The sequence below is a fragment of the Herbaspirillum sp. meg3 genome (genome assembly GCF_002257565.1).
Classification (GTDB): Bacteria; Pseudomonadota; Gammaproteobacteria; order Burkholderiales; family Burkholderiaceae_D; genus Herbaspirillum.
The window spans coordinates 4538947-4551149 of record NZ_CP022736.1; the positions used below are offsets into that span (position 1 = coordinate 4538947).

A 12203-nucleotide genomic window follows, 5' to 3' on the forward strand; every position below is an offset into this window, starting at 1 on the left:
CAGACAATAAAAAAGCCATCCGGCATTCATACCGGATGGCTTTTTTTACATGTAATACTGAACTGCAGCAGAACTGCTACGGGATACCCGCCTTACTTCTTGGTTTTTTGGCAATCCCGGCAATGTCCGTAGAGCGCCAGTGCATGGTCGGCGATCTCAAAACCGTGCTCCTGAGCAATCTTGACCTGGCGCTTCTCGATTTCGGCGTCGAAGAATTCTTCGACCTTGCCGCAATCCAGGCAGACCAGATGATCATGGTGCGAACCTTCGTTCAACTCGAACACGGCCTTGCCGGTTTCGAAGTGATTACGCTGCAACAGGCCTGCCTGCTCGAACTGTGTCAGCACGCGGTAGACCGTTGCCAGTCCCACGTCCAGATTATCGGCCAGCAAGATTTTGTAGACGTCTTCCGCACTGAGGTGACGCACTTCAGTGTTTTGGAAGATTTCCAGGATTTTCAGACGCGGCAAAGTGGCTTTGAGGCCGCTGGCTTTCAGTTCGGATGGATTATTAGGCATGTTTCAGTAAAAATCGGGTTATCTGCTTTATCATATAGCGTTTTAGCACAATTGCTCAACCAATTGAAATCTTTATGCGAATGTTGCCTTCCACCCGTATTACCGCCCTCGCGTTGATCGCGCTGGGTTCCCTGCTGTCCGGCTGTGCATCCAACAAGCCGGCAGAAGGCGCAGCATCGGCTGACGCAAGTGGCGTACATGTGATTAAGAAGGACGGCAGCCTGTTCGGCTTCTTCAAACCTTATCGTATCGACATCCAGCAAGGCAACTTCGTTTCCAAGGAAATGGTCGCTCAGTTGAAGCCAGGCATGACGCGCGAGCAAGTCCGCTTCGTGCTCGGCACTCCACTGCTGACGGACGTGTTCCACACGGATCGCTGGGATTATGAATTCCGTCTGGCCAAAGGCAACGGCGAAATCATGAGCAGCCGCGTCTCGGTGTTCTTCAAGGACAATCTGATGGATCACTACGAAGGTGGTAACGACTTGCCGACTGAGCAGGAATATCTGTCGCTGATCGCCGGTTCCAAGAAAGGCGCCATGCCTGAGCTGTCCGACACGCCGATCGCCCCGACCATCACGAACAAGTAAGACTTTAGCAATATGAGCGCACTGAAAATCGCCGTAGCCGGCGCCTCCGGCCGTATGGGCCGCATGCTGATCGAAGCCATCCAGAACGCCGACGACATGGTATTGGCCGGCGCACTCGATGTGCCGGGCTCGCCGAGCCTGGGTACTGACGCCGCCTCTTTCCTCGGCAAGCCTGCCGGCGTCGCCATCGAATCCGACCTGGCCAAGGGCTTGGCCAATGCTGATTTCCTGATCGACTTCACACGCCCTGAAGGCACGCTCAAGCACGCAGAGTATTGCGCCGCCCACGGCATCAAGATGATCATCGGCACCACCGGCCTGGAACAGGAAGCCAAGGATGCCATCGCTGCCGCCGCGACCAAAACAGCCATCATGCAGGCGCCCAACATGAGCATCGGCGTCAACGTCACGCTCAAGCTGCTGGAAATGGCCGCCAAGAGTTTTACGCACGGCTACGACATTGAAATCATCGAAGCGCATCATCGCCATAAGGTCGATGCGCCGTCCGGTACCGCGCTGAAGATGGGCGAAGTCATTGCCGACGCCATCGGCGTCAAGCTCGACGACGTTGCCGTCTACGCCCGCGAAGGCATTACCGGCGAACGCGATCCGTCGTCGATCGGCTTCTCCGCCATCCGCGGCGGCGACATCGTCGGCGACCACACTGTGCTGTTTGCCGGCATCGGCGAGCGTATCGAGGTCACCCACAAATCGTCCAGCCGCGTCACCTACGCTCATGGCAGCCTGCGTGCCGCACGCTTCCTGGCAGACAAGTCGACCGGCTTGTACGATATGCAGGACGTGCTGGGACTGAAGTAAGTCATCCCGATCCGGTGTGACTGTTTTTTAGCGCGCCGGATCAGATTTACTGCGAATCTAATGTGACTCTGCATCGAATCTTTTCACGGATGACCGCTCCAACGGATTGCCATTCCTTTGCTCTTCTATTGCCGTTAACCTAGAGATCACACCATGGAACAAACCGTTGGATTCGCCCATTACTGGGCACAGGGCGACGCCGTTTCGCATGCCGTCGCTTACGCCTTGCTGCTGATGTCCATCGCCAGCTGGTATTACATCCTTTCCAAAACCTGGAGTTCCTGGCGTATCCGCCGCAGCAGCAATGCACTGGACGGCTTCTGGAAAGCGCCGACGCTGACCGACGCCATCGCCGCCATGCAAGACGTCGACAGCGAAGAAATCTATATCCCCCTGGCGGTGCGCTCGTCCGAAGCTGCCAGCATTTCCTCCAAACAGCAAGGCGCGCCGTCGCTAAACGCCGCCACCGATCCCGGCGAGTTGATCACGCGCACACTGCGCCGTGAAATCAATCGCGTCTCGGCACGGCTTGAGCGCGGTCTGACGCTATTGGCGTCAGTCGGCTCGACCGCGCCTTTCGTCGGCCTGTTCGGTACGGTCTGGGGCATCTATCATGCGCTGGCGGCGGTATCGGCCAGTGGCGCCATGCAAATCGACAAGGTCGCCGGCCCGGTCGGCGAAGCGCTGATCATGACGGCACTCGGCCTGGTGGTGGCGATTCCTGCTGTGCTTGCCTACAACGCCTTCACGCGTATCAACCGTCTGACCTTGGCGGAACTGGATGGCTTTGCCCACGATCTGCACGCTTACCTGACGACCGGCGAACGCGTCGGCGAGAGGCAATCATGAGTTTCGGCGGCTTCAACGACAATCAGCATTCTGGCCCGATGGCCGAGATCAACGTCACGCCGATGGTCGACGTGATGCTGGTGCTGCTGGTGATTTTCATCCTCTCGGCACCGCTGTTTACGCACTCTTTGCAGCTCGACCTGCCGACCGCAAAATCCGCGCCGGCGCCGGAAAAACCCCAAACCGTCAGCGTTGCCATCGATGCGGCCGGCAAGCTGTACTGGCAGGATCAGCCCATCACGCTGGCCGAGCTGACCAATCGCATGCGCGCAGCCGCCGCCAAACAGCCGCAGCCGGAAATCCAGCTGCGCGCCGACAAAGCCACGCGTTATGAAGTGATTGCGGATGTCATGTCGGCCGCGCAAAGCAACGGCCTCACCAAACTCGGTTTTGTCACCGACCCCAAACCCGATTCGCCTGCGGGCGCGGAGAAAAAATAATCATGCCAACCGCCCGCCTGAATGGCGAACTCATCACCGACTGGGAAAGCTTTCACACCGAGTGCGAGAAAGTATTCGGTTTCCCCGACTTCTACGGCCGCAACATGAACGCCTGGGTCGACTGCCTCAGCTACCTTCGCGATGACGACGGCATGAGCAAGTTCGTACTGAAGGAAAACGAAGTGCTGACGATTGAAGTCCAGCACAGCGAAAAGCTGCGCGCCGCCGCGCCGGACATCGTCGAAGAACTGCAATTTTGCGTCACCATGATCAACGAGCGCTGCGAAGACTACGAAGAGCCAGCAACGCTCAAGTTGGCGCTGCTGTAATCCTCTCTTTTTCCTGAAAATCCGATCACTCAGTCGATCAGATTGTCGCCGTCATAAAACGGATACGGGCCGTCGAACTCGCCAACGTAGGCCGTGTGACTGATCAATCCGGCCCGCTCATCCCACAGATGCAACTGAAATCCCGGCGGTTCCATAACAAACTGCGACGCTGCCTGCAGATCCAGATCCAGCACCACCTGATGCGACACACCCGGGCAGGTTGAGGCAATCGTGCCGCCGAAACGCGTCGTGATCGGGCGGTGCAAGTGACCGCACAAGACGCGCTCCACCTGAGGATGACGCCGCACCACTTCTTCAAGCAACTGCGGATTCGCCAGACCGATATCGTCCATGTGACCGATGCCGGTCGTGAACGGTGGATGATGCATCACGATCACCGTCGGCCGCTGCGGTTGCTCACTCAGGACGCGATCCAGCCAGACCATGCTGGCAGGCGCAAGCTCGCCGTTGCTGGAACGTGGAATCACCGTGTCCAGCGCAACGATGCGCAAGGGATGGCCGTCGATGACATATTCGATGCGCTCACCACCTTGCTGAAGATAGGCATGTTCCGGAAACGCCTCACGCAATGCCTGGCGCTCGTCATGATTGCCCGGCAACAGGTAGTAAGGCACGCTCAGCGGCGCCAGCAAGCTGCGCAGCATCGCGTATTCTTCCGGCAGACCGAAGTCGACCAGGTCACCCGTGAACACCACCGCGTCGGGACGCTGTTTCAACTGGTTCACCTGCGCAATGCAACGACGCAGGCTTTCGGCCGTATCGACCACCTTGTAGGATTTCTTGCCTGCCGCCTTGATGTGCAGATCGGAAATTTGACAGAGAATCATGCGCGTTCCTCTCCTTCCCATGGCTTGCCCGGCAGTTGCATGACCGCATGTTCAGGCACGCGCAGGCCGATGCGCTCGCCGGCGTGCCAGACGCCGCGGCGGCGCGTTTCCACGATGACCGGCATCTCGCCGCCGATGTCCACCAGCAAGCGTGTGCGGTCGCCCATGAAGAAGGTCGACATGACGTCGCCGAAGATTTCCGCCCCCACGGTTTCCAGTGGCACGATGTCGACGTCTTCAGGACGAAACATCGCCGTCATGGTCTGGTTATCCTTCACCGCAGCCATTGGCAGCGCACCGGCGGAAAACGACAATTGACCTGCGCGCCCGATGCCGGTGATGCGATTCATCGTGCCGATGAAGTCGGCGACGAAGTTGTTGACCGGACGATAGTAGATGTCTTGCGGACTGCCGATCTGTGCGATCTTGCCGCGTTCCATGACCACCACGCGGTCGCCCAGCGCCATGGCTTCGCCCTGATCATGGGTGACGTAAATCGCCGTGATGCCAAGTTTGCGCAGCAATTGATTGAGGTCCGCGCGCAGGGTTTCGCGCAGCTTGGCATCAAGCGCCGTCAGCGGCTCGTCCAGCAGCAGAACCTTCGGCTCGACCGCCAGTGCGCGCGCCAAGGCGACACGCTGCTTCTGCCCACCCGACAACTGATCGATGCGGCGATGGCTCAGCCCTTGCAGATGCACCATCTCCAACAGTGTCTCGATCTTTGCCAGCCGCTCGGCGGCTGCCATCTTGCGAATCTTGAGGCCGTAAGCGATGTTCTCGCCGACGGTCATGTTGGGGAACAAGGCATAGTTCTGGAACACCATGCCGACACCGCGCTTCTCGATCGGCAAGTCGGTGACATCTTCATCGCCGAAGAGTACCCGGCCGCCGGCGTCGGGAAACTCCAGGCCGGCAATCAGGCGCAAGGTCGTCGTCTTGCCGCAGCCCGACGGTCCGAGCAGAACCAGCGTTTCACCGGGATGAATTTCCAGATCAATCGGCTCAAGCGCAGGTGCGCCATTGCCGAAAGTCTTGGAACACTGAACCAATTTGATAGACAGCGGTTTCAGCGCAGTCGACAGGGAAGAACTCATGGACATACTCATAACCGTACTCGTGTGCGTGTAGTCTGCGTCACCCATTGCATGGCGATCAGCAGAGGAATAATCATGAAAAGAAAAATCAGCGTGTAAGCCGAACCGACCTCCAGCCGCATCGATGCGTAGCTGTCGGCAAGGCCTACCGGCAAGGTCATGGTCAGCGGTGTATGCAGCATCCAGGTGATATTGAACTCACCAACGGACAAGGTCACCACCATCAGTGCACCGGCAAGAATGCCGGACATCACGTTGGGCACCACCACACCAAAGAACCGCTGCGACATGCTCGCGCCAAGGCTGGCGGCGGCCTCTTCCAGCACCGCCAGTTGCGACGATTGCATCACCGCCAGCACCGGTCGCACCATGAACGGCAGCGTGAACAACACGTGCCCGACCAGAATGAACAGCAAACTGCTGCGAAACGCCCGGTATTGGCCGTAAGCCATGATCAGCGCCAATGCCGTGGCCAGACCGGGAACCGCAACCGGCATCATCAACAGCTCTTCAAACACGCGCGCCAGACGGCTATTCCCACCTTTGTAGCGTGCCAGCATGTAAGCCAGCGGCACGCCGACGATCAGCGTCACCGCGAGGCAGGCCAGCGCAATGACGATGGAACGCCAGATGGTCATCTGATAGGTGTCCCACACCTGTGCCACCCAGCGCAACGTGAAGCCACTGGACAAGCCGACGAAAAAATTCTCCGTCACGCCGGCCAGCATCGACAGCACCACCGGCACGATCAGGAAAGCGCACACCAGCAAGGTGAACGCCAGTTGCAGATAAAAACGAAAAGAATGTTTCATGCTCTTTCCCCCTTTACGCCGTCGCCGGCACAGTGCTGCCGGACAGGGAACGTGCCAGCGCCAGCGCGATCCAGGTGATCAGACCGAGCACGATGGACAAGGCTGCCGACATCGCGAAATTGGCATAGCTGGTGAATTCGTTATAGATCGCCATCGGCAAGACATCAATGTTGGTCGCCAGTGTGAACGCCGTACCGAAGGCGCCGACGCTGGTGGCAAAGCAAATCGCCCCGGACGAAATCAGCGCAGGCGTGAGCGCCGGCACCATGACGTCAAGGAACACACGTACCGGACTCGCGCCGAGCGAACGGGCGGCTTCTTCCAGTGAAGGATCCAGCTTTTCTGCCGCGGCGATCACCGTGAGAATCACGCGCGGAATCGAAAAATACAGATACCCCAGAAACAAGCCCGCCAGCGAATACGCAAACACCATCGACTCGCCGAACAACTTGTCGGTCAGCGCCCCGATCAGGCCCTGCCGTCCGGCCAGCATGATGACCATGAAACCGACCACTACGCCGGGGAACGCCAACGGAAAGGTCAGCATCGCCAGCAGCAGCGGCTTGCCGGGAAAACGGTTACGTTGCAAAAATAAACCGACGAAGGATGAAATCGCCAGCGTCGCCACGGTGACAACGCCGGACAGCACCAGCGTCGACACCAGGCTCAAAAAGTAGTGGCGATTGGTCATGACGGCCAGATAGGCCATCGCTCCCGTCGGACCGCTGGCGCCGACGCCGACCAGACGCAGCATCGGCAGCAGCCAGAACGCTGCGAACAGCGTCATGCCCGGCACCGCAAACAACCAGACTTTACTGCCCGGGCGTTTGCGGTTGGACTTATTAGTCACGTGCACCGACATAGTTATTTCACTTCAGCCAGGTAACGTTCGCTGAACTGACGCTGCACTTGAGCCATCTTGCCGTAGTCGACCGACTTGGCGCGCGCATAGTCAGCTGCAGGCAGGAAGCGTGCTTCGGCTTCTTTCGAAATAGCCGAGGCGCGCACCGGGCGCAGGTAAGCGTTGGCCCAGATTGCCTGGCCTTCATTCGACAGCAGGAAGTCCAGCACCTTCTTGGCGTTGGCTTGGTTCGGGCCGTTCTTCACAAGGCTGACGACGTAAGGCACGGTAACGCTGCCTTCTGCCGGAATCACGAATGCGACATTGGCTTTGTCCTTGTACTTGGCGCGGTAAGCGTCGAAGTCGTAGCCGAACAGGATAGGAATTTCACCCGAGATCAGACGTGCGTAGGAAGTTTGCTTCGGCACAATCGGTTGATTTTTTTGCAGCGACTTGAAGAAGTTGATGCCCGGTGTGAAGTTGTCCAGCGTGCCGCCCAATGCCTGGTTCACCGCCACGGCGCCGACATAGCCGACGAAGGCGCTGGCCGGATCCAGGTAGCCGATCAGCCCCTTGTACTCAGGCTTGAGCAGATCCGCCCACGAGCGCGGTACCGGCTTGCCCTTCAGCGCATCGACATTGACCATCAGCCCCATGGTGCCCGAGTGGATTGTGGTCCAGTAGCCTTCCGGATCTTTCAGACCCGCAGGCACGTCGTTCCATCCGGCTGGTTTGTAGGGCGTGATGATGTCGTTTTTCTTGGCTTCGATGCCGAAGGTCACGCCAACGTAGGTGAAGTCGGCAACCGGGCTGGCCTTTTCAGCCATGATCTGCGCCAGCGCCTGACCGCTGTTCTTGTTGTCAGGCGGCACGGTGATGCCGGTCTTTTCCTTGATGGTCTTGATCTGGGTAGCCCAGTCAGCCCATTCCGGCGGGCAGTTGTAGCAGATGACGTTTTGCGCGGCAACGCTGAACGAGGCCGCGAGCGCGGCGCTGGCTGCCAGCGTCTGGAGGATTTTTGACGATTTTGCAAATAAGCGCATGTGAATTCCATTCTGTTGCTGTTGATATTTTGTAAAACGAGAGCGGGTGAGGAAAAACGAAAAACTCAAGGGACAAACATTTGCGCCGATCCGCCATGACGGATAGCGTGCGCGAGAATGCTGGAAGCAGGCTGACCGGCGCCATCAGGACTGCCCTGTTCGATTGCCGCCACCAGCGTACGCAGCGCGACCTCGCCGATCTGTTCCGATGGCTGCACGGCGCTGGCCAGCACGGGAGACATCATTTCGCCCAGCGGGATGCCGTCGAAACCCATGACGGAAATATCCTGCGGCACGCGCAAACCTAGCGCACGCAAGTCGCGCATGGCTGCAAAAGCCAGCAAATCATTCGAACAGAACAAGGCGCTCGGCCGCTGCCGCGGGTCGGCAAAGGACTGCAGATGATCAACGCCGAGACCGGTGTGACGAGGCACTTCGATCGGCGTCAGCGGCGTCAGGCCATGTTCGCGCATGGCGTCGACGTAGCCGTGATAACGCTGGATCGCGCGGTCGGATGCATGAAAGTAGCCGGACAACATCTGGATGCGTGTATGACCCAACGCAATCAAATGTGCCACTGCGTCGTGCGCGGCAGCGCGATTGTCAACCGAGACCGACAGGCGAGAGGCCTGCTGCGGCTGGTTGTAGGTCAATACATAAGGAATGCCTTCGCTGTCGAGCACATCCAGCGTCGTACTGGCGCTGGCGTCGGCCACCGTCAAAATTACGCCGTCGACGCGGTGGCTCAGCAGCAGGTCGACGGCGGCGGCCTCGTCTTCCTGGCGATATTCGGTGGCGGTGAACATCACCGAGTAATCCAGCGAGCGCGCCGCCAGCTCAATGCCTTGCAAGCACTGCGCAAAGACCGTGTTGGACAAGGTCGGTACGACGACACCAACGGTGCGCGAGCGCCCTGCACGCAGGTTGCGGCCGTTGAAGTTGGGACGAAAGCCCAAAGCGGCGATGGCCTCGTTGATCTTGCCGGCCGTGTCCGAACTCACGGATTCCGGCTTGTTGAGCAGGCGCGACACCGTCGCGGTAGAAACGCCGGCTTGCTGGGCAACTTGTTTGATGGATGGCGGCACGATGTCGGGTGATGACCGTTATGAAAACGATTACATCGTGCCAGCGCAATGTTACGGGGTCATGACCATGAACGTTTTCGAGCAGAATTGCGACTGTTTCAGCATGGAAATTAAAAATCTTTCCATCCGGTCATTTTTTGTGGCCAAACTGACATCAACGCTAAACTAGGTCGACACAGAGGCGAGCCAGTATAATGTCGGGTTTCGATCTTTCCTTTGCCTCAACCCGTCATGCAAGATAAATATAGCCCCGCAGAAGTAGAACAATCCGCGCAGCAGCACTGGATCGCGACCGACGCTTACAAAACCGTCGAACACGCGAAAGACAAGAATGGCCGCGACAAGAAGAAGTTCTACGCCTGTTCAATGCTGCCCTACCCATCGGGCAAGCTGCACATGGGCCACGTGCGCAATTACACGATCAATGACGTGATGTATCGCTACCTGCGCATGAGCGGCTACAACGTGCTCATGCCGATGGGCTGGGATGCGTTCGGCATGCCAGCTGAAAACGCAGCGATGGCCAACGGCGTGCCGCCGGCGCAATGGACTTACTCGAACATCGAGTACATGAAGAAGCAGATGGCCTCCATGGGTCTGGCGATCGACTGGTCGCGCGAGATGACGGCCTGCTCGCCTGAATACTACAAGTGGAACCAATGGATGTTCCTGAAGATGCTTGAGAAAGGCATCATCTACAAGAAGACCGGCACCGTGAACTGGGATCCGATCGACCAGACCGTGCTGGCCAACGAACAAGTCATCGACGGCAAGGGCTGGCGCTCGGGCGCAGTCATCGAGAAACGTGAAATTCCGATGTACTACGCCAAGATCACCGACTACGCCGACGAGCTGCTGGAACACGTCGAAACCAAGCTGCCGGGCTGGCCCGAGCGCGTGCGCCTGATGCAGGCCAACTGGATCGGCAAGTCGACCGGTGTGCGTTTTGCTTTCCCGCACGATATCAAGGACGACGGTCAGCTCATCAACGACGGCAAACTGTGGGTCTTCACCACACGCGCTGACACCGTGATGGGCGTGACCTTCTGCGCCGTCGCGCCGGAACATGCACTGGCGACCTTCGCCGCCAAGAACAATCCTGCGCTGCAAGACTTCATCGCTGAATGCAAAAAGGGCAGCGTCATCGAAGCCGATATGGCAACGATGGAAAAGAAGGGCATGCCGACCGGCATGTTCGTCACGCATCCGCTGACCGGCGCACAAGTCGAAGTATGGGTCGGCAACTACGTGCTGATCACCTACGGTGACGGCGCCGTGATGGGCGTGCCTGCACATGACGAGCGGGATTTCGCTTTCGCAAAAAAATACAATCTGGCGATCAGGCAGGTCGTGGCCGTTGAAGGCAAGACATACTCCACCGACGCGTGGGAAGAATGGTACGGCGACAAGGAAAGCGGCAAGACCGTCGACTCCGGCAAATACGACGGCCTCGGCTATCAGGCTGCGGTTGATGCGGTTGCGGCTGATCTGACCGCCAAGGGTCTGGGCGAAAAGAAAGTCACCTTCCGTCTGCGTGACTGGGGTATCTCACGCCAGCGCTACTGGGGTACGCCAATTCCGATCATCCACTGCGGCGATTGCGGCGACGTACCCGTGCCTGAGAAAGACCTGCCGGTCGTTCTGCCGGAAGACTGCGTGCCGGACGGCAGCGGCAACCCGCTCAACAAGCATGAAAAATTCCTGCACGTGGATTGCCCGAAATGCGGCAAACCTGCACGCCGCGAAACCGACACGATGGATACCTTCGTCGACTCGTCGTGGTACTACATGCGCTATACGTCGCCACAGAGCAATGATGCGATGGTCGACTCGCGCAACGATTACTGGATGCCGATGGACCAGTACATCGGCGGTATCGAACATGCTGTATTGCACTTGCTGTACGCCCGCTTCTGGACCAAGGTCATGCGCGACTTCGGTCTGGTGAAGTTCGACGAGCCGTTCACCAACCTGCTCACGCAAGGCATGGTGCTCAACGAGACTTACTATCGCGAAGACGCCGCCGGCAAGAAGACCTGGATCAATCCTGCCGACGTCGAACTGACGCACGACGACAAGGGCCGCCCGGTCACCGCCATCCTCAAAGAAGACGGCCAGCCGGTCATCATCGGCGGCACCGAAAAGATGTCGAAGTCGAAGAACAACGGTATCGATCCGCAAGCACAGATCGACCAGTACGGCGCCGACACCGCGCGTCTGTTCACCATGTTTGCGTCGCCACCGGAACAGACGCTGGAATGGTCGGGTACCGGCGTTGAAGGCGCCAACCGCTTCCTGCGCCGCGTGTGGGCGTTCGCATACAACAACGCTGCGCGCATTGAAGGCACCGGCGCTGTGGATGCATCGCAACTGACCGACGCGCTCAAGACGCTGCGCCGCGAAGTACACAAGATCCTGCAACAAGCCGATCACGACCTGAAGCGTATTCAGTACAACACCGTGGTGTCGGCCTGCATGAAGATGCTCAACACGCTAGAAGCCGCCAAGCTGGAAGACAGCCCGGCCGCCAACGCGGTGCTGGCAGAATGCACATCGATCTTCCTGCGTATCCTCAATCCGATCACGCCACACATTACCCACGCGCTGTGGCAGGAACTGGGCTTCGCCAAGCAACAAGGCGATATCCTCGATGCCGAGTGGCCGCAAGTCGACGCCGCTGCGCTGGAGCAAAGCGAGATCGAAATGATGATTCAGGTCAACGGCAAACTGCGCGGCAGCATCACCGTCGCCAAGAACGCCGACAAGGCCGCCATCGAAGCGCTGGCACTGGCCAACGAAAGCGTGCAGAAATTCCTGACCGGCGCACCGAAGAAAGTGATCGTCGTGCCGGGCAAGCTGATCAACATCGTTGCCTGATAGAGATACCCATAACGATACGCACAACTCACGCCCACGAACCTGACCACGGACACAT

13 protein-coding genes are annotated in these 12203 nt (G+C 58.6%); 6 read left to right on the forward strand and 7 right to left on the reverse strand.

Annotated features, from left to right (window positions below; genetic code table 11):
* Positions 1 to 92: 92 nt before the first annotated feature.
* Complete coding sequence (gene fur, locus hmeg3_RS20420) at positions 93 to 518, reverse strand: ferric iron uptake transcriptional regulator (protein ID WP_007881067.1); 426 nt, start codon at positions 516 to 518, stop codon at positions 93 to 95.
* Positions 519 to 598: 80 nt separating this feature from the next.
* Between fur and hmeg3_RS20425 the strand changes: the two genes are divergently transcribed.
* From hmeg3_RS20425 to hmeg3_RS20445, 5 genes are all read left to right on the forward strand, one after another.
* Complete coding sequence (locus hmeg3_RS20425; RefSeq protein ID WP_094565366.1) at positions 599 to 1108, forward strand: outer membrane protein assembly factor BamE; 510 nt, start codon at positions 599 to 601, stop codon at positions 1106 to 1108.
* Positions 1109 to 1120: 12 nt separating this feature from the next.
* Complete coding sequence (gene dapB / locus hmeg3_RS20430) at positions 1121 to 1927, forward strand: 4-hydroxy-tetrahydrodipicolinate reductase (protein ID WP_094565367.1); 807 nt, start codon at positions 1121 to 1123, stop codon at positions 1925 to 1927.
* Between the two features lie 153 nt (positions 1928 to 2080).
* Positions 2081 to 2776 carry a MotA/TolQ/ExbB proton channel family protein gene (locus hmeg3_RS20435; RefSeq protein WP_094565368.1) on the forward strand — a complete coding sequence of 232 codons (696 nt, stop codon included), beginning with the start codon at positions 2081 to 2083 and terminating at the stop codon, positions 2774 to 2776.
* Entirely contained in the window at positions 2773 to 3216 is a 444-nt protein-coding gene (locus tag hmeg3_RS20440) for a biopolymer transporter ExbD (protein WP_094565369.1), read from the forward strand. Before hmeg3_RS20435 ends, hmeg3_RS20440 begins: the two co-directional genes overlap by 4 nt.
* A 2-nt stretch (positions 3217 to 3218) precedes the next feature.
* A complete protein-coding gene (locus hmeg3_RS20445) occupies positions 3219 to 3545 on the forward strand; it encodes a barstar family protein (protein WP_094565370.1) in 327 nt (108 codons plus the stop codon).
* Positions 3546 to 3574: 29 nt separating this feature from the next.
* Here the strand turns inward: hmeg3_RS20445 and hmeg3_RS20450 are convergent, their stop codons facing one another.
* From hmeg3_RS20450 to hmeg3_RS20475, 6 genes are all read right to left on the reverse strand, one after another.
* Complete coding sequence (locus hmeg3_RS20450; RefSeq protein WP_094565371.1) at positions 3575 to 4393, reverse strand: phosphodiesterase; 819 nt, start codon at positions 4391 to 4393, stop codon at positions 3575 to 3577.
* Positions 4390 to 5487, reverse strand: coding sequence for an ABC transporter ATP-binding protein (locus tag hmeg3_RS20455; protein ID WP_232511753.1), 1098 nt, complete (start codon positions 5485 to 5487; stop codon positions 4390 to 4392). Before hmeg3_RS20455 ends, hmeg3_RS20450 begins: the two co-directional genes overlap by 4 nt.
* Positions 5488 to 5495: 8 nt before the next feature.
* Positions 5496 to 6299, reverse strand: a complete 804-nt coding sequence (locus tag hmeg3_RS20460) for an ABC transporter permease (protein WP_094565373.1) — start codon at positions 6297 to 6299, stop codon at positions 5496 to 5498.
* A 13-nt stretch (positions 6300 to 6312) separates the two neighbouring features.
* Complete coding sequence (locus tag hmeg3_RS20465) at positions 6313 to 7161, reverse strand: iron ABC transporter permease (protein WP_094565374.1); 849 nt, start codon at positions 7159 to 7161, stop codon at positions 6313 to 6315.
* A gap of 2 nt (positions 7162 to 7163) precedes the next feature.
* A complete protein-coding gene (locus hmeg3_RS20470; RefSeq protein ID WP_094565375.1) occupies positions 7164 to 8183 on the reverse strand; it encodes an ABC transporter substrate-binding protein in 1020 nt (339 codons plus the stop codon).
* 65 nt (positions 8184 to 8248) lie between these two features.
* Entirely contained in the window at positions 8249 to 9268 is a 1020-nt protein-coding gene (locus tag hmeg3_RS20475) for a LacI family DNA-binding transcriptional regulator (RefSeq protein WP_094565376.1), read from the reverse strand.
* A gap of 231 nt (positions 9269 to 9499) precedes the next feature.
* On the opposite strand from hmeg3_RS20475, the gene leuS reads away from it, so the two are divergent.
* Positions 9500 to 12145 (forward strand): leucine--tRNA ligase, encoded by a 2646-nt coding sequence (leuS, locus tag hmeg3_RS20480; protein ID WP_094565377.1) that lies wholly within the window; start codon positions 9500 to 9502, stop codon positions 12143 to 12145.
* Positions 12146 to 12203: the final 58 nt, after the last annotated feature.

Coding starts and splice junctions, on each gene's coding strand:
- fur (WP_007881067.1), bottom strand. CDS start 518: ATGCCTAATAATCCATCCGAACTGAAAGCCAGCGGCCTCAAAGCCACT.
- hmeg3_RS20425 (WP_094565366.1), top strand. CDS start 599: ATGTTGCCTTCCACCCGTATTACCGCCCTCGCGTTGATCGCGCTGGGT.
- dapB (WP_094565367.1), top strand. CDS start 1,121: ATGAGCGCACTGAAAATCGCCGTAGCCGGCGCCTCCGGCCGTATGGGC.
- hmeg3_RS20435 (WP_094565368.1), top strand. CDS start 2,081: ATGGAACAAACCGTTGGATTCGCCCATTACTGGGCACAGGGCGACGCC.
- hmeg3_RS20440 (WP_094565369.1), top strand. CDS start 2,773: ATGAGTTTCGGCGGCTTCAACGACAATCAGCATTCTGGCCCGATGGCC.
- hmeg3_RS20445 (WP_094565370.1), top strand. CDS start 3,219: ATGCCAACCGCCCGCCTGAATGGCGAACTCATCACCGACTGGGAAAGC.
- hmeg3_RS20450 (WP_094565371.1), bottom strand. CDS start 4,393: ATGATTCTCTGTCAAATTTCCGATCTGCACATCAAGGCGGCAGGCAAG.
- hmeg3_RS20455 (WP_232511753.1), bottom strand. CDS start 5,487: ATGAGTTCTTCCCTGTCGACTGCGCTGAAACCGCTGTCTATCAAATTG.
- hmeg3_RS20460 (WP_094565373.1), bottom strand. CDS start 6,299: ATGAAACATTCTTTTCGTTTTTATCTGCAACTGGCGTTCACCTTGCTG.
- hmeg3_RS20465 (WP_094565374.1), bottom strand. CDS start 7,161: ATGTCGGTGCACGTGACTAATAAGTCCAACCGCAAACGCCCGGGCAGT.
- hmeg3_RS20470 (WP_094565375.1), bottom strand. CDS start 8,183: ATGCGCTTATTTGCAAAATCGTCAAAAATCCTCCAGACGCTGGCAGCC.
- leuS (WP_094565377.1), top strand. CDS start 9,500: ATGCAAGATAAATATAGCCCCGCAGAAGTAGAACAATCCGCGCAGCAG.